The organism is Photobacterium sp. GB-36 (assembly GCF_003026135.1).
GTDB lineage: Bacteria > Pseudomonadota > Gammaproteobacteria > Enterobacterales > Vibrionaceae > Photobacterium.
This window is the reverse complement of sequence record NZ_PYNY01000023.1, coordinates 51,366-72,934: the sequence shown is the minus strand read 5'-3', so window position 1 is coordinate 72,934 and position 21,569 is coordinate 51,366. Positions and strand designations below refer to the sequence as shown.

The 21,569-nt window shown below is 43.7% G+C and carries 19 protein-coding genes and 1 pseudogene; 16 read left to right on the top strand and 4 right to left on the bottom strand.

The window, feature by feature from the left end:
* The 9 genes and pseudogenes from tuf to rpoC all read left to right on the top strand — a co-directional run.
* Window positions 1-127, top strand: a pseudogene (gene tuf, locus C9J46_RS17330) (elongation factor Tu); the annotation flags it as partial.
* A 241-nt stretch (window positions 128-368) separates the two neighbouring features.
* Entirely contained in the window at window positions 369-746 is a 378-nt protein-coding gene (secE, locus tag C9J46_RS17325) for a preprotein translocase subunit SecE (protein ID WP_107207944.1), read from the top strand.
* 11 nt (window positions 747-757) lie between these two features.
* Entirely contained in the window at window positions 758-1,303 is a 546-nt protein-coding gene (gene nusG / locus C9J46_RS17320) for a transcription termination/antitermination protein NusG (protein WP_045084741.1), read from the top strand.
* 125 nt (window positions 1,304-1,428) lie between these two features.
* Window positions 1,429-1,857, top strand: coding sequence for a 50S ribosomal protein L11 (rplK, locus tag C9J46_RS17315; protein ID WP_005372708.1), 429 nt, complete (start codon window positions 1,429-1,431; stop codon window positions 1,855-1,857).
* A gap of 4 nt (window positions 1,858-1,861) precedes the next feature.
* Complete coding sequence (rplA, locus tag C9J46_RS17310) at window positions 1,862-2,566, top strand: 50S ribosomal protein L1 (RefSeq protein ID WP_107207946.1); 705 nt, start codon at window positions 1,862-1,864, stop codon at window positions 2,564-2,566.
* A 234-nt stretch (window positions 2,567-2,800) separates the two neighbouring features.
* A complete protein-coding gene (gene rplJ, locus C9J46_RS17305) occupies window positions 2,801-3,295 on the top strand; it encodes a 50S ribosomal protein L10 (RefSeq protein ID WP_107207948.1) in 495 nt (164 codons plus the stop codon).
* A gap of 59 nt (window positions 3,296-3,354) precedes the next feature.
* Window positions 3,355-3,720 (top strand): 50S ribosomal protein L7/L12, encoded by a 366-nt coding sequence (gene rplL, locus C9J46_RS17300; RefSeq protein WP_105061414.1) that lies wholly within the window; start codon window positions 3,355-3,357, stop codon window positions 3,718-3,720.
* Window positions 3,721-3,948: 228 nt separating this feature from the next.
* Complete coding sequence (rpoB, locus tag C9J46_RS17295; protein WP_107291277.1) at window positions 3,949-7,974, top strand: DNA-directed RNA polymerase subunit beta; 4,026 nt, start codon at window positions 3,949-3,951, stop codon at window positions 7,972-7,974.
* 100 nt (window positions 7,975-8,074) lie between these two features.
* Window positions 8,075-12,292 carry a DNA-directed RNA polymerase subunit beta' gene (rpoC, locus tag C9J46_RS17290; protein WP_107207949.1) on the top strand — a complete coding sequence of 1,406 codons (4,218 nt, stop codon included), beginning with the start codon at window positions 8,075-8,077 and terminating at the stop codon, window positions 12,290-12,292.
* A gap of 166 nt (window positions 12,293-12,458) precedes the next feature.
* On the opposite strand, the gene rsd is transcribed toward rpoC, so the two are convergent.
* Entirely contained in the window at window positions 12,459-12,941 is a 483-nt protein-coding gene (rsd, locus tag C9J46_RS17285) for a sigma D regulator (protein ID WP_107207951.1), read from the bottom strand.
* A 149-nt stretch (window positions 12,942-13,090) separates the two neighbouring features.
* Between rsd and nudC the strand changes: the two genes are divergently transcribed.
* Complete coding sequence (gene nudC, locus C9J46_RS17280; RefSeq protein ID WP_107247308.1) at window positions 13,091-13,867, top strand: NAD(+) diphosphatase; 777 nt, start codon at window positions 13,091-13,093, stop codon at window positions 13,865-13,867.
* Window positions 13,868-13,985: 118 nt separating this feature from the next.
* Window positions 13,986-15,053, top strand: a complete 1,068-nt coding sequence (hemE, locus tag C9J46_RS17275) for a uroporphyrinogen decarboxylase (protein WP_005372689.1) — start codon at window positions 13,986-13,988, stop codon at window positions 15,051-15,053.
* Between the two features lie 59 nt (window positions 15,054-15,112).
* Here hemE and C9J46_RS17270 read toward each other — a convergent pair whose 3' ends face one another.
* Both C9J46_RS17270 and C9J46_RS17265 read right to left on the bottom strand, forming a co-directional pair.
* Entirely contained in the window at window positions 15,113-15,700 is a 588-nt protein-coding gene (locus tag C9J46_RS17270; RefSeq protein ID WP_107291276.1) for a uracil-DNA glycosylase family protein, read from the bottom strand.
* A 31-nt stretch (window positions 15,701-15,731) separates the two neighbouring features.
* Window positions 15,732-16,643 (bottom strand): D-2-hydroxyacid dehydrogenase, encoded by a 912-nt coding sequence (locus tag C9J46_RS17265; RefSeq protein ID WP_107291275.1) that lies wholly within the window; start codon window positions 16,641-16,643, stop codon window positions 15,732-15,734.
* A 67-nt stretch (window positions 16,644-16,710) separates the two neighbouring features.
* Here C9J46_RS17265 and C9J46_RS17260 point away from each other — a divergent pair, with 67 nt between their 5' ends.
* From C9J46_RS17260 to brnQ, 3 genes are all read left to right on the top strand, one after another.
* Window positions 16,711-17,298, top strand: coding sequence for a YjaG family protein (locus C9J46_RS17260; protein WP_005372684.1), 588 nt, complete (start codon window positions 16,711-16,713; stop codon window positions 17,296-17,298).
* Window positions 17,299-17,650: 352 nt separating this feature from the next.
* Window positions 17,651-17,773 carry a hypothetical protein gene (locus C9J46_RS21890; protein WP_255418321.1) on the top strand — a complete coding sequence of 41 codons (123 nt, stop codon included), beginning with the start codon at window positions 17,651-17,653 and terminating at the stop codon, window positions 17,771-17,773.
* 115 nt (window positions 17,774-17,888) lie between these two features.
* Window positions 17,889-19,196, top strand: coding sequence for a branched-chain amino acid transport system II carrier protein (gene brnQ, locus C9J46_RS17255; protein WP_107207956.1), 1,308 nt, complete (start codon window positions 17,889-17,891; stop codon window positions 19,194-19,196).
* 66 nt (window positions 19,197-19,262) lie between these two features.
* Here brnQ and C9J46_RS17250 read toward each other — a convergent pair whose 3' ends face one another.
* Window positions 19,263-20,321, bottom strand: a complete 1,059-nt coding sequence (locus tag C9J46_RS17250) for a CNNM domain-containing protein (protein WP_005372680.1) — start codon at window positions 20,319-20,321, stop codon at window positions 19,263-19,265.
* Between the two features lie 226 nt (window positions 20,322-20,547).
* Between C9J46_RS17250 and hupA the strand changes: the two genes are divergently transcribed.
* Together hupA and C9J46_RS17240 are read left to right on the top strand one after the other, a co-directional pair.
* On the top strand, window positions 20,548-20,820 hold the full coding sequence (gene hupA / locus C9J46_RS17245; protein WP_005372678.1) for a nucleoid-associated protein HU-alpha: 273 nt from the start codon (window positions 20,548-20,550) through the stop codon (window positions 20,818-20,820).
* Window positions 20,821-20,863: 43 nt separating this feature from the next.
* On the top strand, window positions 20,864-21,550 hold the full coding sequence (locus tag C9J46_RS17240; protein ID WP_233217799.1) for a DUF1481 domain-containing protein: 687 nt from the start codon (window positions 20,864-20,866) through the stop codon (window positions 21,548-21,550).
* The last annotated feature ends 19 nt before the right edge of the window (window positions 21,551-21,569 follow it).

Genomic DNA, 21,569 nt, shown 5'->3' with positions numbered 1-21,569 from the left:
TGGTGATAACATCGCTATGACTGTTACTCTAATCGCACCTATCGCGATGGACGAAGGTCTACGTTTTGCTATCCGTGAAGGTGGCCGTACAGTTGGTGCTGGTGTTGTTGCAACTATCATTGCATAAGTTACGACGACTTCGTTGAATTTAATTTGACGACAGCGCACAAAAAAGGGCATCATTTGATGCCCTTTTTCTACACTTTAATACAAAAATGCATGTTTTTTGTTCAAGTGATAGAGATAAATTTTCGTAAGATGAAGTTTTTTATTAATGTTATTAAAGGCTTACCCCTTTTTCTTCATCCATGGCCTCGCTATAGCGGGGTTATTTTCGTCTAAATAAAGACTAGTTACAGGTTGGTTGTATGAATGCGAATGCCGAAAACCAAGAAAGCGAAAGCAAAATGGATGGCCTGAAATGGGTCGTAGTTTTTGCTTTGCTAGCTGCTGCTGTGGTTGGTAATTACCTGTACAGTGATGTTTCTGTTGTGCTGCGTACATCTGCAGTAATTGCTTTAGTGGCAGTTGCTGGGATCACTGCTGCATTTACAGCAAAAGGTAAAGCCGCGATTCGTTTTGCAAGTGAGTCGCGCATGGAAGTCCGCAAGGTGGTATGGCCTACTCGTCAGGAAGCTACGCAGACAACCTTTATCGTTCTAGCAGTCACTGTAGTGATGGCGTTAGCCCTTTGGGGTATCGACGGCATTATGGTCCGTTTAGTACGCCTATTTACCGGCGTGTGAGGTAAGAATTCATGAGCGAAGCTCCAAAAAAACGATGGTATGTAGTACAGGCTTTTTCAGGTTTTGAAGGCCGAGTTGCACAGTCACTACGCGAACATATCAAAATGCACGGTATGGAAGAGCACTTTGATGAAGTTCTTGTTCCTACAGAAGAGGTAGTTGAAGTTCGTGCAGGTCAGCGCCGTAAGAGTGAGCGTAAGTTCTTCCCAGGTTACGTACTGGTACAAATGGTGATGAACGACGAAACATGGCACTTAGTACGCAGTATTCCACGTGTTATGGGCTTCATTGGCGGAACTTCTGATCGCCCAGCTCCGATTTCTGATAAAGAAGCGGATGCGATCCTAAACCGTCTACAGCAAGCTAGTGAGTCTCCTGTTCATAAAACAGTATTTGAACCTGGTGAAGTTGTTCGTGTGACTGATGGTCCATTTGCTGATTTCAATGGTACAATTGAATCAGTAGATTACGATAAGAGCCGCGTGAAGGTTTCTGTATCGATTTTCGGTCGTGCAACGCCAGTAGAATTAGAGTTCGGTCAAATCGAAAAGAACTGATCAAATTCTGTTCAAGTTGTATTGTCAGGGGCGTGAGATTAGGCTATAATTTCGCGCCCTTTCGTTAGACGGGGAGTCTGTTTGTTTAAAAATAGACGTTTGAACCCAAATTTAGGTATATAGCAATGGCTAAAAAAGTAGAAGCTTACATCAAGCTGCAAGTTGCAGCTGGTATGGCGAACCCTAGTCCACCAGTTGGTCCAGCTCTTGGTCAACATGGTGTTAACATCATGGAATTCTGTAAAGCGTTTAACGCTAAGACTGACTCAGTAGAGAAAGGTCTTCCAACTCCAGTTGTTATCACTGTTTACAGTGACCGTTCATTCACGTTCGTAACTAAGACTCCACCTGCAGCAGTTCTTCTGCTTAAAGCAGCTGGCCTTAAGTCTGGTTCTGGTCGTCCGAACACTGAGAAAGTAGGTACTGTAACTGACGCTCAGATCCAAGAGATTGCTGAGACTAAAGCTGCAGACATGACTGGTGCTGATATTGAAGCTATGAAGCGTTCAATTGCTGGTACTGCTCGCTCAATGGGCCTAGTGGTAGAGGGTTAATAAGATGGCTAAACTGACTAAGCGCATGCGCGTTATCCGTGACAAAGTTGACTCTACTCGTGAGTACGAAATCAACGAAGCTGTTGCTCTTCTAAAAGAACTAGCTACTGCTAAATTCAATGAAAGTGTTGACGTTGCAGTTAACCTAGGCATTGATGCACGTAAATCTGACCAAAACGTACGTGGTGCAACTGTACTACCAAACGGTACTGGTCGTGATATCCGTGTTGCTGTATTTACTCAAGGCGCAAACGCTGAAGCTGCTAAAGAAGCTGGCGCTGAGCTTGTAGGTATGGAAGATCTAGCTGATCTAGTTAAGAAAGGCGAGATGAACTTCGACGTAGTTATCGCATCTCCTGATGCAATGCGCGTTGTAGGTCAACTTGGTACTATCTTAGGTCCTCGTGGTCTTATGCCAAACCCTAAAGTTGGTACTGTAACTCCTAACGTTGCTGAAGCAGTTAAAAATGCTAAAGCAGGTCAGGTTCGTTACCGTAACGACAAAAACGGTATCATTCACACTACTATCGGTAAAGTGAACTTCGATGCCGCTCAACTACAAGAGAACTTAGAAGCTCTTCTAGTTGCACTGAAGAAAGCTAAGCCTTCTTCAGCGAAAGGTACTTTCATTAAGAAAGTAAGCATCTCTACTACTATGGGTGCAGGCGTAGCATTAGATCAGAACTCTCTGAAAACTAACGTAGCGTAATAATTTGCAGAAGCGATAAGTTAGTGTATAATTTGTCGCTTCCGAATTCGTGGCTGGGGCTAATTGCTTGCAGTTAGCCTCCGTCAAAGACCGTAGGTGTTTTTCGGAACTTAATATTTACCTACGTAGACGGTGCCAGAGCATGATTGATGTATGTCTTTCTTGGATCTGCGCCGTAAGACTCTCCTGCTATTTGAGCAGTGAGTGGTGTCAAACAATCCAGGAGCAAATCCAATGGCATTAAATCTTCAAGACAAAAAAGCAATTGTTGCTGAAGTCAACGAAGCTGCCAACGGTGCACTTTCTGCTGTTGTTGCTGACTCTCGCGGTGTTACTGTGGGTGCGATGACTACTTTACGTAAGCAAGCTCGTGAAGCTGGCGTATACGTTAAAGTTGTTCGTAACACACTAGCACGCCGTGCAGTGGAAGGAACTGACTTCGAATGTCTACAAGACGTTTTTGTTGGTCCTTCTCTAATCGGTTTCTCTAATGAGCACCCAGGTGCTGCAGCGCGTCTTTTTAAAGACTTCGCTAAAGAGAACAAAGCATTCGAGATCAAAGCAGCTGCATTTGAAGGCGCTGTTGCAAACGTTGAAGTACTAGCAACTCTACCAACTTACGACGAAGCTATCGCACGCTTAATGATGTGCATGAAAGAAGCGTCTGCTGGTAAACTTGTACGTACTATCGCTGCAGTACGTGATCAGAAAGAAGAAGCTGCTGCTTAATAGCAGAGTTTTATCTGATTACTATTTAAACTTATTGTTGACTTTAAAAGAGAATTGTTATGTCTATCACTAACGAGCAAATCCTAGACGCAGTTGCAGAAATGTCTGTAATGCAAGTTGTTGAGCTAATTGAAGCTATGGAAGAAAAATTCGGTGTTACTGCTGCAGCTGCAGTTGTAGCAGGCGGCGCAGCTGCAGATGCAGCTGAAGAGCAAACTGAATTCGACGTAATCCTAACAGCTTGTGGCGCTAACAAAGTTGCTGTAATCAAAGCAGTACGTGGCGCAACTGGTCTTGGTCTTAAAGAAGCTAAAGCAGTAGTTGACGGCGCTCCAGCACCTCTAAAAGAAGGCGTTGAGAAAGCTGAAGCTGAAGCTCTTAAAGCTCAATTAGAAGAAGCTGGTGCTTCTGTTGAAATCAAGTAATAATTATTTGATTTCATAGCCTTTTATGGCTATTGGCTGGTGGCAAATTGCCACCGGCCTTTTTGCGCTGTAGGGCAGTGGTAATTTTCACCTTGTTTTGTATCCACTGTCTAGCAAAAAAACGACCCTGATTTCATTGGGTTGTTCCTACACATAAACAACGTTTAGTCACTACCCCCCGTGTGTATTGGGGTAGTTTGGATCACTTATCAGCGATCTGAGGAACCTATGGTTTACTCTTATACCGAGAAAAAGCGTATCCGTAAGGATTTTGGTAAGCGTCCGCAAGTGTTGGATGCTCCATACTTGCTGTCGATCCAGCTTGATTCTTTCCAAAAATTTATCGAGCAGGATCCAGAAGGGCATTACGGTCTAGAAGCTGCCTTTCGCTCTGTTTTTCCAATCCAGAGCTACAATGGCAATTCCGAGCTGCAATACGTTAGCTATCGTCTCGGTGAGCCGGTCTTCGATGTTAAAGAATGTCAGATTCGTGGCGTAACTTATTCTGCTCCACTGCGTGTGAAGCTACGTCTTGTCATGTACGATAAAGACGCGCCGGCTGGCACTGTAAAAGACATTAAAGAACAAGAAGTTTACATGGGCGAAATTCCGCTCATGACAGATAACGGTACATTCGTTATTAACGGTACCGAGAGGGTTATCGTATCCCAGCTACACCGTAGCCCGGGTGTCTTCTTCGACAGCGATAAGGGTAAGACCCACTCCTCAGGTAAAGTGTTATATAACGCTCGCGTAATCCCTTACCGTGGTTCATGGTTGGATTTCGAGTTCGATCCTAAGGACAGTGTATTCGTACGTATCGACCGTCGTCGTAAATTACCTGCGTCTATCATCCTTCGTGCACTTAACTACACAACAGAACAGATCCTTGACATGTTCTTCGAAAAAATTCATTTCGAAGTTCAAGGTAAATCTCTTGTTATGGAGTTGGTACCGGATCGTCTACGTGGCGAAACTGCAAGCTTTGATATTGAAGCGAACGGTACAGTTTACGTAGAGCAAGGTCGTCGTATCACTGCTCGTCATATTCGCCAATTAGGCAAAGACGGCATTGATCACATCGAAGTACCAGTTGAGTACATCGTTGGTAAGATCGCATCACGCGATTACATCAACGAAGAAACCGGTGAACTGATTGTAGCGGCTAACCAGGAATTAAGCCTGGAAGCATTAGCACTTCTATCTCAGGCGGGTCACAAGTCTATTGAAGTTCTGTTTACGAACGATTTAGACCACGGTCCTTACATGTCAGATACCCTACGTATCGACAACACAACTGACCGTTTAAGTGCATTGGTAGAAATCTACCGTATGATGCGCCCTGGCGAGCCACCAACACGTGAAGCAGCTGAGCAACTTTTTGAAAGCTTGTTCTTCTCAGAAGATCGTTACGATCTATCTGCTGTTGGTCGTATGAAGTTCAACAGTTCTCTACTTCGTGAAGAGACTACAGGTCCTGGTATCTTAGACCACGCAGACATCATTGATGTTATGCGTAAACTGATCGATATCCGTAACGGTAAAGGTGAAGTTGATGATATCGACCACCTTGGTAACCGTCGTATTCGTTCTGTTGGCGAAATGGCTGAAAACCAATTCCGCGTTGGTCTAGTACGTGTTGAGCGTGCTGTTAAAGAGCGTCTAAGCTTAGGCGATCTTGATGCAATCATGCCTCAAGACCTAATTAACGCTAAACCTATTTCTGCGGCAGTGAAAGAGTTCTTCGGCTCTTCTCAGTTGTCACAGTTTATGGACCAAAACAACCCACTGTCAGAAGTTACTCACAAACGTCGTATCTCGGCGCTTGGTCCAGGTGGTCTGACTCGTGAGCGTGCTGGCTTTGAGGTTCGAGACGTACACGCGACGCACTACGGTCGTCTATGTCCTATCGAAACGCCTGAAGGTCCAAACATCGGTCTAATCAACTCGCTATCTGTTTTTGCGCGTTGTAACCCTTACGGTTTCTTGGAAACACCTTACCGTAAAGTGATAGACGGAAAAGTTACAGACGATATCGAATACCTATCAGCAATCGAAGAAGGTCTATACGTTATTGCACAGGCTAACGCCGCGCTTAACGAAGACGGTTCATTTGCTGACGAATTGATCACTGCTCGTCAGAAAGGTGATTCAGGTCTGCACCCACGTGACCATGTTCAATACATGGACGTTGCAACCAACCAGGTTGTATCTGTGGCGGCATCTCTGATCCCGTTCCTAGAACACGATGATGCTAACCGTGCCCTAATGGGTGCGAACATGCAACGTCAGGCAGTTCCAACTATCCGTGCTGATAAGCCGCTAGTAGGTACTGGTATTGAGCGTCAAATCGGTGTTGATTCTGGTGTTACAGCTGTAGCTAAACGTGGTGGTACAGTTCAGTCTGTAGATGCATCTCGTATCGTTATCAAAGTTAACGACGACGAGTTGATCCCTGGTGAAGCAGGTATCGATATCTACAACCTAACTAAGTACACGCGTTCTAACCAGAACACATGTATTAACCAGCGTCCAACCGTGCTACCTGGCGAGCCAGTATCACGCGGTGATGTTCTTGCTGATGGTCCTTCAACAGACCTTGGTGAGCTAGCGCTTGGTCAAAACATGCGTATCGCGTTCATGCCTTGGAACGGTTACAACTTCGAGGATTCCATCTTAGTTTCTGAGCGTGTAGTTCAGGAGGATCGTTTCACAACAATCCACATTCAAGAGCTTTCTTGTGTGGCGCGTGATACGAAGCTGGGTTCTGAAGAAATCACTGCTGATATCCCTAATGTGGGTGAAGCTGCGCTTTCTAAGTTGGACGAGTCAGGTATCGTTTACATCGGTGCTGAAGTGAAGGGTGGTGACATCCTAGTTGGTAAAGTGACACCTAAGGGTGAAACACAACTAACACCAGAAGAGAAGCTTCTACGAGCTATCTTCGGTGAGAAAGCATCTGATGTTAAAGATTCATCTCTACGTGTTCCTGGAAGTGTTACTGGTACGATTATTGACGTACAAGTCTTCACTCGTGACGGCGTTGAGAAAGACAAGCGTGCTCTTGAAATTGAAGAGATGCAGCTGAAAGAAGCGAAGAAAGATATCACAGAAGAATTCCAGATCCTTGAGGGTGGTCTTCTTGCTCGTGTTCGTACGCTTCTACTATCTGCGGGTTACGGCGAAGACAAGATTGCTTCAATGAACCGCGATGCACTATTCGCTGTTACGCTTGATGACGAAGCTTTACAAAACCAGTTGGAACAGCTTGCAGAGCAGTATGATGAACTGAAAGCTGAGTTCGATAAGAAGTTTGAAACTAAGCGTCGTAAGATCACTCAAGGTGATGACCTAGCACCTGGCGTACTTAAGATTGTTAAAGTATACCTAGCTGTTCGTCGTCGCATCCAACCGGGTGATAAGATGGCGGGTCGTCACGGTAACAAGGGTGTTATCTCTAAGATTAACCCTGTTGAAGACATGCCTTACGATGAGAAAGGTCAAACGGTTGATATCGTTCTGAACCCACTGGGTGTACCGTCTCGTATGAACATCGGTCAGATCCTTGAGACTCACTTAGGTCTTGCGGCGAAAGGTATCGGTGACAAACTTAACGATATGCTTAAAGAGCAGCAGGAGTTACACAAGTTCCGTAACTTCCTACAACGCGTATACAACCTAGGTGATACTCGCCAGAAAGTTGATATCGAAGCTCTTACTGATCAGGAAGTGCGTACTCTTGTACAAAACCTTCGTAAAGGTCTACCGATTGCAACACCTGTATTTGATGGCGCACCTGAGTCATCAATTAAAGAGTTGCTAAAATTGGGTGATCTACCTGAATCAGGTCAGCTAACGTTGTTTGATGGCCGTACTGGTGATGCATTTGAGCGTCCTGTAACTGTTGGTTACATGTACATGCTTAAACTGAACCACTTGGTTGATGACAAGATGCACGCCCGTTCTACCGGTTCTTACAGCCTTGTTACTCAGCAGCCGCTGGGTGGTAAAGCTCAGTTCGGTGGTCAGCGTTTTGGTGAGATGGAAGTATGGGCGCTTGAAGCATACGGCGCAGCATATACCCTTCAAGAAATGCTAACCGTTAAGTCAGATGACGTTAACGGCCGTACGAAGATGTATAAAAACATCGTTGACGGTGATCATCGTATGGAACCAGGTATGCCGGAATCATTCAACGTATTGTTGAAAGAAATCCGCTCGTTGGGTATTAACATCGAGCTGGAAGACGAATAAGACTGGGTTAGTCACCTATACTTATTAGTTACTCCGGTATAAATATGAAGGCGCCAGTAGACTGGCGCCTTTATGGGTCAACTCCTCACAGGAGCCGAATGTGAAAGACTTACTTAAGTTTCTGAAAGCACAACATAAGACCGAAGAATTTGATGCAATCAAAATCGGTCTAGCTTCACCTGACATGATCCGTTCATGGTCTTTTGGTGAAGTTAAAAAGCCAGAAACAATCAACTATCGTACCTTCAAGCCTGAGCGTGACGGTCTTTTCTGTGCACGTATCTTTGGCCCAGTAAAAGACTACGAGTGTCTTTGTGGCAAGTACAAGCGCCTGAAGCACCGTGGTGTGATCTGTGAAAAATGTGGTGTTGAAGTTACTCAGACTAAAGTACGCCGTGAGCGTATGGGTCACATTGAGCTTGCTTCACCTGTTGCCCACATCTGGTTCTTAAAGTCACTGCCATCTCGTATCGGTTTGTTAATGGACATGCCTCTACGTGATATCGAGCGTGTACTTTACTTTGAATCATACGTAGTTATTGAACCTGGTATGACCAACCTTGAGCGTAGCCAGCTGCTTTCTGAAGAGCAGTACTTGGATGCACTTGAAGAGTGGGGCGACGAGTTCGACGCTAAGATGGGCGCAGAAGCGGTTAAAGCACTTTTAGGCAACATGGACCTAAATGCTGAAATCGAAAATATGCGTGAAGAGTTAGAAGAAACTAACTCTGAAACTAAGCGTAAGAAGCTAACTAAGCGTCTTAAGCTAGTTGAAGCTTTCCTACAGTCAGGTAACAACCCAGAGTGGATGATCCTGTCTGTACTGCCAGTTCTACCGCCGGACCTACGTCCGTTGGTACCACTAGACGGCGGTCGTTTCGCGACTTCAGATCTGAATGATCTATACCGTCGTGTTATTAACCGTAACAACCGTCTGAAGCGTCTTTTAGACCTGGCTGCTCCTGATATCATCGTACGTAACGAAAAGCGTATGCTTCAGGAATCTGTTGATGCATTGCTAGATAACGGTCGTCGTGGCCGCGCTATCACTGGCTCTAACAAGCGTCCTCTGAAATCTCTTGCTGATATGATCAAGGGTAAACAAGGTCGTTTCCGTCAGAACCTTCTTGGTAAGCGTGTAGACTACTCAGGTCGTTCTGTTATCACAGTAGGTCCATACCTACGTCTGCATCAGTGTGGTCTTCCTAAGAAGATGGCACTAGAGCTATTTAAGCCATTCATCTACGGTAAGTTAGAGACTCGTGGTCTTGCTACGACAATCAAAGCTGCTAAGAAGATGGTTGAGCGCGAAGAAGCAGTCGTTTGGGATATCCTAGACGAAGTTATTCGTGAACACCCAGTAATGCTTAACCGTGCACCAACACTGCACCGTCTAGGTATTCAGGCGTTTGAACCAATCCTAATCGAAGGTAAAGCGATTCAGCTTCACCCACTTGTGTGTGCGGCATACAACGCCGACTTCGATGGTGACCAGATGGCGGTTCACTTGCCGTTGACGCTAGAAGCACAGCTAGAAGCACGTGCTCTAATGATGTCAACAAACAACATTCTTTCACCAGCATCTGGTGATCCGATCATCGTACCTTCTCAGGACGTTGTATTGGGTCTTTACTACATGACGCGTGAGAAAATCAACGCGAAAGGTGAAGGCATGTACCTTGCTGGACCAGCTGAAGCTGAGAAAGCATACCGTACTAAGATGGCTGAGCTTCATGCTCGCGTTAAAGTACGTATTACAGAATATGTGAAAGACGAGCAGGGTAACTTTGTTGAGAATTCTCAACTTGTTGATACTACTGTTGGTCGTGCAATGCTATGGCCTATCGTACCGAAAGGTCTGTCATTTAGCCTTGTAAACACTGAAGCACTAGGTAAGAAGCAAATTTCTAAGCTTCTTAACACCTGTTATCGTAAGCTGGGCATGAAAGATACTGTTATCTTTGCTGACCAGATTATGTACACAGGTTTTGCTTACGCTGCACTTTCTGGTGTATCTGTTGGTATCGACGATATGGTTGTACCTGCGGCTAAATACACTAAGATCGCTGAAGCTGAAGCTGAAGTTGCTGAAATCCAAGAGCAGTTCCAATCAGGTCTTGTAACTGCTGGTGAACGTTACAACAAAGTTATCGATATCTGGGCTACAGCGAACGAACAAGTTGCTAAAGCTATGATGGATAACCTGTCTTTCGATACTGTTATTAACCGTGACGGTGAAGAAGAGCAGCAAAAATCGTTCAACAGCGTATACATGATGGCCGACTCTGGTGCTCGTGGTTCTGCTGCACAGATTCGTCAGTTGGCGGGTATGCGTGGTCTGATGGCTAAGCCAGATGGCTCAATCATCGAAACGCCGATCACTGCGAACTTCCGTGAAGGTCTAAACGTACTCCAGTACTTTATCTCTACTCACGGTGCTCGTAAGGGTCTTGCGGATACCGCACTTAAGACAGCAAACTCAGGTTACCTAACGCGTCGTCTAGTAGACGTAGCGCAAGACGTAGTGATCACAGCAGATGACTGTGGTACTTACGCTGGTATCACCATGATGCCTCTAATCGAGGGTGGTGATGTTAAAGAACAACTTGGTGATCGTGTTCTTGGTCGTGTTGTTGCTGAAGACGTTCTAAAACCGGGTACAGAAGAAGTTCTAGCACCACGTAATACGCTTCTTGATGAGAAGTGGTGTGAGATCCTAGAAGCAAACTCTGTAGACCAAGTTAAAGTACGTTCAGTTGTAACGTGTGAAAATGACTTCGGTTGTTGTAAGTTCTGTTACGGTCGTGACCTTGCTCGTGGTCACTTGGTTAACTCTGGTGAGGCAGTGGGTGTTGTTGCTGCTCAGTCAATCGGTGAACCGGGTACACAGCTTACGATGCGTACGTTCCACATCGGTGGTGCGGCATCAGCAGCAGCAGCAGACAATAGCGTTGTAGTGAAAACTACAGGTTCTATGAAGCTGCACAATGCTAAGTTCGTAACGAACAATGCTGGCAAGCTTGTAATTACTTCTCGTGCATCTGAACTAAGCATCATTGATGAGTTCGGCCGTACGAAAGAGAACTACAAACTGTCTTACGGTACTATTTTAAGCAAAGGTGACGGTGCAGACGTTGTTGCTGGTGAAACAGTAGCAAACTGGGAAGCGCACACCATGCCAATCATCACTGAAGTGGCTGGTCGTATCCAGTTCGTTGACATGATCGACGGCGTAACAGTTTCTCGTCAAACAGATGACCTAACAGGTCTATCTTCAAGCGAAGTAACTGATGCAGCAGCTCGTCCAGCAGCAGGTAAAGATATGCGTCCAGCTATCAAACTTGTTGATGCTGATGGTAATGATGTAATGATCCCTGGTACTGATATGCCAGCTCAATACTTCCTACCTGGTAAGGCGATTGTTCAGCTTGACGACGGCGCTATGGTTGGTATCGGTGATACGCTTGCACGTATTCCGCAAAAATCTGGCGGTAACAAGGATATCACGGGTGGTCTACCACGCGTTGCTGACTTGTTCGAAGCACGTAAGCCAAAAGAACCAGCTATCTTGGCAGAAATTACCGGTACAGTATCGTTCGGTAAAGAAACTAAAGGTAAGCGTCGCTTGATCATCACACCAAGTGAAGGTCAGCCGTACGAAGAGATGATCCTGAAGCATCGCCAACTTAACGTTTTCGAAGGCGAAAAAGTTGAGAAGGGTGACGTAATCGCTGATGGTCCAGAAACTCCGCACGATATTCTACGTCTACGTGGTGTACACGCAGTTGCAGAATACATCGTTAACGAAGTTCAGGAAGTTTACCGTCTACAGGGCGTTAAGATTAATGATAAGCACATTGAGACTATCATTCGTCAGATGCTACGTAAGGTAACTATCACTGTTGCTGGTGATTCTGAGTTCCTAGAAGGCGAGCAAGTTGAATTCTCTCGCGTAACGATTGCTAACCGTCAGCTTGAAGCTGAAGGTAAGACTCCTGCAAGTTACTCTCGTGACTTACTAGGTATCACTAAAGCATCGCTTGCGACTGAGTCATTCATCTCAGCAGCATCGTTCCAGGAAACAACGCGCGTACTAACAGAAGCTGCTGTTTCTGGTAAGCGTGATGACCTACGTGGTCTGAAAGAGAACGTAATCGTGGGTCGTCTGATCCCAGCGGGTACAGGTTTCTCTTACCACCAACGTCGTCAATTGCAGCGTGATGTTGAGCTTGAGCCAGTAGCACCACAAGTTGATGCAGAGCAAGCCTCTCAAGACTTAGCGGCACTATTGAATGCAGGTCTTAACGACGAGAATTAATTCTCAACGTAACTGATTCTAAAAGGCATCCTTCGGGGTGCCTTTTTTATTGTTTGTAATAAATATCAGGCTAGTGGACGGGTTATGTAAGAGGGAAAAAGAAGGTGTTGGATAGTGTGTAATGAAGTGGCAGCCTATGTTACTGCCACATATTATAATGGCTAGGCTATGCGCCAGGAGGGCAAGATAGACTGTCGCTGATCAGCTCAATCAGTTTGTCTTCAAGGGCAAAGCGAAGTTCCATTAGCTCACCCACTTGAGATAAATCTTCATCAAATTTTTCAAGTAAATCGTCTTTTTTGACTTCACTGTATTTATCATTGAAGTTCAATAATGGATCTGTCGTTAAAGTGATTTTTGCGTAAAGAGTGGAAATTTCTTCGGTAGGTGAATAACCTGTTTGATGCCAGCGCTCCATTACGTTATCGTAAATTTTGAAGTGACCCGCTGAAATATAATCAACCAGAGCTTCACTGAATAACGATAATTGAGAGGCGGTAGGAAGTTGGCGGTTAGCCTCTTCTTTCGGGGCTAAGCCTGCTAGTTTACAAAAATCGATAAGCAGTTGTTGACGCATCATCAGCCATTGGTCAATGACGTCATTATGACCGCCCCATTCTTTTTTGACTTGTTCGAATTTACTAAGCATGAGCACGTCCTCATGGTCATGTCGATATCGTTAAATCGATAGTCGATGATCTTTCTCTTTTAAAGAGAGCTAGTTGTTCGGATAACTACTTGGTTTAAACTTTAGATTGCCAGTAAATTTACGCAGCCGCAAGGATGAAAGTAATAAAAATGTTAAAAAATGAGAATTTGGCATATTGCTGCGAAACCCTGAATGGTAAAATACTACTTGAAAATAGTAAGCTTCCATTGCGAGCAATGTCTGATTTAGCGACTAAGATGAGTGATATTCGACAAATAGGTACGTTTAATGGGATACCTGTTTATTGGGGAGAAGCTAAGTTTTTAGACGATTCAGACGTTTTCTATAGTTTGCGCGAATTATTAAATGAAGATTCAGGGCTTTTTAATCTTGTCGGACGAGCAATCCAATTATCTCATATGCTCTATCAACAACACTTTTGCGGACGCTGTGGTCATGAAGCAATGTTGTGTGAAGACCAATTGGCAATGCAGTGTCAAATTTGTAAGGCAATAGATTATCCACGTGTTTCGCCTTGTATTATTGTCGCGGTACGTAAAGATGAGAAAATTTTGCTCGCGCAGCATCCCCGACATAAAACAGGTATGTATACCGTGATTGCGGGTTTTGTTGAAACCGGTGAAACACTAGAGCAATGTGTTGCACGTGAAGTATTGGAAGAAACAGGCATTACTGTTGCGAATATTCAATACTTTGCTAGTCAGCCGTGGGCATTTCCCTCTAATCTGATGATGGGATTTACTGCTGATTACGCCAGTGGTGATATTAAGCCTGATTATGAAGAGTTAACCGACGCAATCTGGGCTGATGCGGAGCATTTACCTCAGTTACCGCCACAAGGGACAATCGCACGTCGGTTAATAGATCATACGCTGTCTTTTTCAAGCTCGCCCTGTAATGATTAACAATCAGGTTTAACGCGTTATCGTATCGTTATTTCCTATTGATAGAATAAGATATGTTCTATTTTGTTCTGAGTAATGAATGATACAATAAATGCAGAATTTACCCATGGAGTCTCAAATGAGCGAATTAAAGAATGACCGCTACCTACGTGCGTTGTTAAAACAGCCTGTTGATTACACGCCGGTGTGGATGATGCGCCAAGCGGGTCGTTATCTCCCAGAATACCGTGAAACACGTAGCGTTGCAGGTGACTTTATGTCGCTATGTAAGAACGCTGAGCTAGCAAGTGAAGTCACATTGCAGCCACTGAAGCGTTTCCCGCTTGATGCTGCTATCTTGTTCTCAGATATCTTGACGATTCCTGATGCAATGGGTCTTGGCTTATACTTCGAAGCTGGCGAAGGACCTAAATTCCAACGTCCTATTACTTGTAAAGCTGACGTAGATAAAATTGGTTTACCCGATCCTGAAGGTGAGCTGCAATACGTAATGAATGCCGTTCGTCAAATTCGTCATGATCTGCAAGGTGAAGTACCATTGATTGGCTTCTCTGGTAGCCCATGGACATTGGCGACTTACATGGTTGAAGGTGGTAGCTCTAAAGCTTTCACTAAGATCAAGAAGATGATGTATGCAGAGCCACAAACACTACACCTATTGCTAGATAAGTTAGCGGATAGTGTTACTGAATACCTAAATGCACAGATCAAAGCCGGTGCACAGGCTGTGATGGTATTTGATACTTGGGGTGGTGTGTTAACCCCACGTGATTACAACGAATTCTCGCTGCGTTACATGCATAAGATTGTAGATGGCTTAATTCGTGAAAATGAAGGTCGTCGTGTACCAGTTACGCTGTTCACTAAAAATGGTGGCATGTGGCTTGAGCAAATCGCAGCAACGGGCTGTGATGGCGTAGGCTTAGATTGGACCATTGATATCGCAGAAGCGAAACGTCGCATCGGTGATAAGGTTGCACTACAAGGTAATATGGATCCATCCATGCTTTATGCGCAACCTGAACGTATTCGTCAAGAAGTAGCAACGATTCTTGAAGGTTTTGGCGATGGTGGTACAGGCCATGTCTTTAACTTAGGTCATGGTATTCACTTGGATGTTCCGCCTGAAAATGCTGGTGTGTTTGTTGAAGCCGTGCATGAATTATCAAAGCCTTACCATAAGTAATTTGCCAAATTGATATGATAAAACTGAAACCCACGTAATTGCGTGGGTTTTTTTTATCTCTAAACTTGGTCTTTGATTGCTAAATGCTGGTGGACGTATTGGCGAATATAAGGGACGACGTCTAATTCAAACCATGGATTCTTTTTAAGCCAAATGGCATTACGAGGCGATGGGTGAGGCAATGGAATGTAGCGTGGTGCCCATTGTTGCCATTGCCTTACGGTTTCTGTGAGTGTTTTCGGCTTATCTTGTAAATAATAGTTTTGTGCGTATTGTCCGATCAGTAATGTCATACCGATATTAGGCATCAGATCAAGCACTGGCAGATGCCATTTTGGTGCACACTCTGGGCGAGGCGGTAAATCACCAGTTTTCCCTTTTCCGGGATAACATAAACCCATCGGCATAATGGCAATGTGTTCTGGGTTATAGAAGGTATCTTTGTCCAACCCAAGCCATTGGCGTAGACGATCACCGCTAGGATCATTGAATGGGATCCCTGTTTGATGGACTTTTAATCCGGGCGCTTGTCCAATAAGCAATAACCTAGCTTTAGAGCTAAATTGAATCACAGGCCGTGGTACTAGGTGATCTTTGCAGATCTCGCAGTGGTGAATAAGATCGCGTAAGTTATCAACTTGTTTCATCTTAGTTGTACGTTAAAATATAGTTGCACTTTTAATATCCACTTTTAAAATCAATAAGATAATTTAGATCTTGCTGTTGTTTAAAGCGGAGGTAATTAGTTTTGAATATCTCTATGACTTGTTCTGGAAAACTTTCCGCCGCTATATGTGGAGTGATACTTATTTTTGGATGATGCCAAAAAGGATGATCTTGGTTAAGTGGCTCTTGCTTGAACACATCAAGGTAAGCATGGTTGAGCTGTTTATTATCAAGCGCATTAATTAAGTCTGATTCAACAACAGTATTACCTCTACCAACATTGAAAAAAAGTGCATTACGACAGTGCGACCAGCATTGTTGGTTATAGATATCATTCGTCTGCTCTGTTGATGGCAGAATAGAAACAATCACATCAGCCTTGCTGAGTGCGTGCTGCAATTCTGTAATTGGATACGTTTGAGCAAAATCAGTAGAGGCTGATAAGCCTTGCCTGTTGACACCAATGACCGAGAAGTTCAATGCTTTTGCCGTTTTTGCGAGTATACAGCCGATGCTTCCTGTTCCTATGATTACCATGGTTTTGCCACTGACAGATTGATAAGGGATTGGCTGCCATAAAGATTGTGTTTGTTGCTGTGCGTATTGGTGGAAGTGACGATAGTAATTAAGGCACTGACCAATAACATATTCACTGATCAAAGGGCCAAAATATCCTTTAACGTTAGTGAGTAAATAATCTTGTCGTAGGTGAGGTTTAATGAGGGCATCAATGCCTGCAAATGTTGATTGTAACCATTTTAGTTTGGGTAATTGTTCGAGTTGGTTGGCGATCAAAGGAGGATCCGCTAGAATTATGCTTGCTTGCGAAGGATCATCGGTTAAGCAAAGGTCCGGTAACTGCGCCTGTGCCAATAATTGGGTATAGCGTTGTTGTTGCTTTGATATTACTGAAACTTTGATCATGCTTTTCCTTTAGCCTTATTCGTTTATCAAGTAAACTTCACTTCAAATCACTACTGTAGATTATCTCATGCTTAAAAATCCGATCCAGTTACGCTTAGAAAAATTAGAACCGTGGCAACACCTGACATTTATGGTGTCTTTGTGTGAGCGTATGTACCCAAATTATGTATTTTTCTGTGCAGAAACAGGATTTGCTGATTCTTATAAATATCGAGTGATCTTAGATAGCGTCTGGGAGATTTTGACCGTTAAAAACGCCAAAATTAACTTCGAGAATCAGCTAGAAAAATTAGAAGATATGGTGCCAAGCGAAGATGAGTTTGATATCTACGCGGTAAGCCCTGCGATTGATGCGTGTGTTGCACTTGCTGATCTTCTGCATGCGATGTTAGATCGTGATCTTATGATGGAAACAGTGATCAAACTAAGTGCTTTATCGGCAGAAACTGTTGCTAATCTTGAGTACGCACAAACAGGTATCGAGATCACTAACGATAATCAAAAAGAAAATGAAGCAGTATGTGCGGAATGGGATACCCAGTGGGCGATTTTCCGTGCATTAAAAGAAGCAGAAACACGTGATATTGAATTGATTAAAGATCTTCGTGCAGAGTTGCGTGATGAGCCTGTCAGTAATATCGGTATTGAGCTCTAACAGCTAATATCGCCATGACAGTAAAAAAAGAGCCTAAGGGCTCTTTTTTTGTATCGGGTGAAAGTGCGTTGTTCAGCATAAAAATATTTCGTTATATAAGCAAAATATCGTAGAAAAGACGGTTATTTCATCATTTGTATTGTTTGTGTTTCAGTATGTTTGGGATTTGTGAAGTTTTTAGTTCTGGTTTTTAATTTAAAATCCAGTGAATATCACTGCTTGGTGATTTGAATTTGCACCATTACACTTATTTTATTTTGGCTATTGTAATTCGATCCCTTCACCGTTTATAACGTTACAGCGCCGTAGCACATTGTTTATGGCAATAATGGTTTATTCACGAGGAGGTACAATGCATACATTTATAGCAATGACATTCGCTACCTGTTTTTGTGGTCGTAATATTACTGCGCAATATGCGATGTGTGACGGTAATATCCGCCAACTCCTCATGCTCTCTCTAAAACGTATTTAGAGCTGGCTGCTTATATTTAAACATTACTGTCAGCTTGCGAAGAAGCTGATAGGTCCTTTGAAACATATTCCCATCTCGCTTCCTCCAAGCTGAAAGTCACAATCAAAGGAATACTATGTTAAGTGCACGCAATATTGCCGCATTAGGCTTTATGACATTCGCCATGTATTTAGGCGCGGGAAACTTAATTTTCCCTCCATTCTTAGGTTATCAAGCTGGTGATAACTTTCTAAGTGGCATGACAGGATTTCTTTTAACTGGAGTGGGTTTACCTGCGATTGCGCTGGTGATTGTCGCTTGGGTTCGAGGCTCTGATAACTTAACTGCTGCATTACCGAAACCTTTAGCAACTAGCTTTTGGGTGATGTTGTTTATTGTGATTGGTCCTGCTTTTATTATTCCTCGTACGATCACCGTGGCTTACCAATTTAGTCTTGCTCCCTTCATGGGTGATGTTGGTCTTATCCCTTTTTCTATAGCATTTTGTATCGCCGCTATTTTGTTCTCGTTATATCCCGGTAAGCTGGTGGACACTTTAGGCAAATGGTTAACGCCAATACTGCTAACGATTTTAGGTGTGATGGCTGTTGTCGCTATTTTATATCCTTCAGGTTATGTCACTGAAGCGACGGGAGCTTATGTTAATGGGGCGATGGCTGAAGGTTTAACCCAAGGTTATATGACAATGGATGCGTTAGGATCGATTGGTTTTGGCTGGGTTATCTTCCGTGCTATTGAAGGTATGGGCGTTAAAGAGCCTAAAGCCATTGCAAAATACACCTTAATTGCGGCGCTTATGTATTCAAGTGCAATGGCATTAGTGTACTTGTCTCTTGCTTATATTGGCGTAACAAGCGAAGGGCTGGGATTAAACTTCACTAATGGTGGTGAGATCTTAACCGCTTTCACCAATTATCATTTTGGTGTGTTTGGTACTTTGTTATTAGGTGCGGTATTGGTATTGGCGTGCTTAACAACAGCGATTGGGGTGACAACTGCGGGTAGTGAGTTTTATAGCCGTACTTTCACACCGGTGACCTATCGTAAAAGTGTTATTGTGATTATGGTGCTATCAGGCATTATTGCTAACGTTGGCTTATCGCAATTGTTGAAAGTGACATTACCTGTGGTTGTTGCGTTACACCCTATTGCGATTTCATTACTGATTATTGCACCACTGCGTCATCAATTATCACAAAAGATGGTATTGGCAACCTTAGCCGTTGCGATGATTTTTGGCTGTATTGATGCAACGCATATTCTTGAAGCGATGCCAGCACAGATGGATAAGATACTAGAGGCTAATCTACCGTTATATCACTATTACGCAGGTTGGATTTTGCCGACGGTAATCACCTTGGTTATCGGATTAATTGCGCAGCGTTTGACAGTAAAACGCCAAGTACTGACTAAAGAATACTAATGTACTGAGTGGTTTAAAGAGATAATAAAAAAGGGACCGAAAGGTCCCTTTTTTCATGATGGAGGATTATTTTTCTTCATCATTATTTTGAATTACACCATGCTTTTTCTTCCACTTTTCCCAACGCTGGAAAGCCAGTTGCTGCATGTCAGTATTTTTATCGGCTTCATCGACAATTTCTTCACCTACCAGGCTTTCGAAAATATCTTCTAAGGTCACGAGACCTTGTACTGTGCCGTATTCGTCAACGATTAAGATAAGCTGTGAACGTTCCTGCATTAAGCGCTCAAAAGCCTTAGGTACGCTAACGTTATTCATAATAACGGGTAGTGGGCGCATTAATACACCGAGTTCTTGGCCCCCTTTACCCGCTTGGCTTTCAGCAAATAGCTCTAGGCGGTGAACGAAACCGACAATGTTGTCACTCTGCTCGCTATATACCAATGGACGAGAGAACGGGCTGTTTTTATGCTGAGACAAGAATTCATTAATGGTTTGCTCTGCATCAACACGGAATAGCACCGGACGTGGCGTCATAATTTTCGTTACGCTTACATCACGGAATTGCAGTAAGTTGGTTAGGATTTTTGACTCGCCTTCACCTAACTCACCTGTTTCGTGTGCTAGTAACGCCATTGCTGAAATTTCATCACGTAATTTTGGTTGCTCATGACCGCGTGATAAACGACGAGTAATTTGTTCTGATACCCACACTAGAGGGATCAAAAGCAATACCATCCAACGCAACATAGTCGCTGAGAATGGTGCAAGTTGACGCCAGTAAGTTGCACCAATGGTTTTTGGCACAATTTCAGACAGTAATAAAATACCTATGGTTAATACGCCCGAGAACACGCCTAACCATTCACTACCAAATACGATAGTCGCTTGTGCACCTGCGGTTGCAGCACCGATGGTGTGAGCGATGGTGTTTAGGGTCAAGATCGAGGCAAGAGGCCGATCAATATTATCTTTGAGCGCGGTGAGTTTTGCCGCCGCAGGGTGGTTTTGTTGGCGTAATGTGGCGATATAACTTGGTGAAATACTAAGTAACACCGCTTCTAATACGGAACAAATAAACGAAACACCAATCGCAACGGAGATGTAAATCGTAAGGAGTACCATGTCAACCTATCAGTAAATTAGCGAATATCAGCTATATTAATCGGGGCTGGGCAGAATAAATACAACTATTTTTATGCGGTATTTGGTAACATTTTGTGAACTTGCGCTCAGATTGTGGTTAAAGAGTCCGCACCTGAGTCGAATAAAGCAGACAAACCTTTGCCACACGGGCTTCTTTTGAATTAGAGTTGTCTCGTCTTACGAAAAACCTTAGAAGGGAAACCTAATGAACAAGACCCAACTGATTGACCTGATCGCAGAAAAAGCGGATCTATCTAAAGCACAAGCAAAAGCAGCTTTGGAATCTACTCTTGACGGCATTACTGATGCGCTAAAAGACGGTGACCAGGTTCAACTAATTGGCTTTGGTACATTTAAAGTAAACCATCGTGCAGCTCGCACTGGCCGTAACCCACAAACTGGTGCTGAAATTCAAATTGCTGCAGCTAACGTTCCTGCGTTTGTTGCTGGTAAAGCACTAAAAGATGCATTGAAGTAATTGTGATACCGCCAGAATGAATTATTCATCTGGCGGTTTTTTTATGTCTAAAATTTCATTTCTCTTTTCTTTTCTTCTTCCTCTCATTCTCACTGGATGTGTTGCAGGAAACCTTGCTGATAACACCGCATTGCCGATCACTAGAGTGAATGTTGCTGAGCAAAAAGTAGATGGTACATATATCTATTGGTATTTATCCCGTCAGAATGCTCCAGAGCGGCTAGGAGAGCGTGTGTACAGTACTAAGCAAGGTGATTATCAAAGTGATTACCAATGGCAGTCAGGTAAGCTTAAAACGCTGTTACAACAGGGTGAGCGGTTAATCGATGGACAGCAAGTCCCCTTTGAATTACAACTTCGCTTCGATAGCCAAGGCGTCGCAGTTTATCAACGCTATAAAGAAGATGGGCATATCTTACCGTTAACGACAAATGAAATAACGGAGCTCAAACAGCACAGCGAATATTTAGTCCATCGGATTGAACGACTAAAAAGATCAAAACAGTATTTTGAGCAAGGCTATAGACAGCAACAACAGCAGATCTCTTGTCAAACTCAACAGCCGATCACGATTGATGATCCTAATGTATTATCCGCTTTTTCCCCATCGGGATATTGGACGGCTATTGGCGAGCAGAAAAACGGTAGGTTAAGAATTCATAAGTTGTTATCGGGTGTGGTGAGTGAGACTTGTTTACAAGCACCGACACTGATTGATACGAAGCAATAAATGCTTGCAAAAAAAAGAC